The organism is Oleiphilus sp. HI0061 (genome assembly GCF_001635675.1).
This window is the reverse complement of record NZ_LWFE01000077.1, coordinates 1-1,021: the sequence shown is the minus strand read 5'-3', so window position 1 is coordinate 1,021 and position 1,021 is coordinate 1. Positions and strand designations below refer to the sequence as shown.

Sequence of the window (1,021 nt, the reverse complement as noted above, 5' to 3'; positions counted from 1 at the left end):
CTATCGAAACAGACTCTGAGCTAACTGAGTTTTCCATTACTCCCGTCGTTGTTGAGGAGGGCGAATCAGTGAGTCTAGATTTGTCCAAGTTCAGCGCTGTTGCGTTGGAAACGCTTGAAGCTCGTTGGTATATAAATGGTGAGCTGGATCGTTTAGTTAAAGATTTTACCTATCCTGGTGAAAAGCTAAGGTATGGTGATTTAATTCGTTTAGAGCTTGCTCCCCTTGTTGCTGAAGACAATGAGGTTCAAGACTCGTTTTCATACGAGGGTGCGAAAGCTTTTGTAGGGCTAAATATCGATAAGTTGAACGGTTCTACTGATGCTTCAAACGCTTTTGTTGACAGTGATGGCGATGGAGTTCCAAACTTTCGCGACTATTTCAGGTTTGATCAGAACTGTTCAGTGGAAGGCGAGGGTCGCCCAGATGATCTAGACTCTGATGGCCTGCCCGACCTGGTGGAACTTACAAGCGCCTATTCAACCAACCCTCATTTGCGAGACTCTGACTCTGATGGGATTAATGACTTTACTGAGAGTGAATTAAACCTCTCCCCAGTTTTACTTGATAGTGATGGCGATGGTTACTCAGATGGTTTTGAGCTCATCTGGGGTAGTGACCCAATTGATGATGCGGACCCATCAATTGGTGATGATAAGGATCATGACGGTCTAACCGATGAGTTAGAATTAGTAAATGGGACACTTGTAAATGGTAGTGACTCCGACAACGATGGACTTGAAGACGGGTTAGAATTGTTACTCGGCACTGAACCTCTTTCCGCTGATTCCGATGGCGATGGTTTATCTGATGGTGTCGAGAAGTATTTGACTTCAACAAACCCTCTTATACCAGATAGTGATGGTGATCAGCTTAGCGATGGTGTCGAAGTTGCTCTTACGCTTACCGACCCGTCAAGCTCTGATACCGATAACGATGGGGTTTTAGATCGTGAAGAGGAGTCTTCACTAGCTATTGACGATAAGACCTTATATCAGGTTTTATACCCTGATGATTTGTT

The 1,021-nt window shown here is 44.5% G+C and carries 1 pseudogene; it reads left to right on the top strand.

The window, feature by feature from the left end:
* Window positions 1-1,021, top strand: a pseudogene (locus A3735_RS30015) (MSCRAMM family adhesin SdrC); the annotation flags it as partial.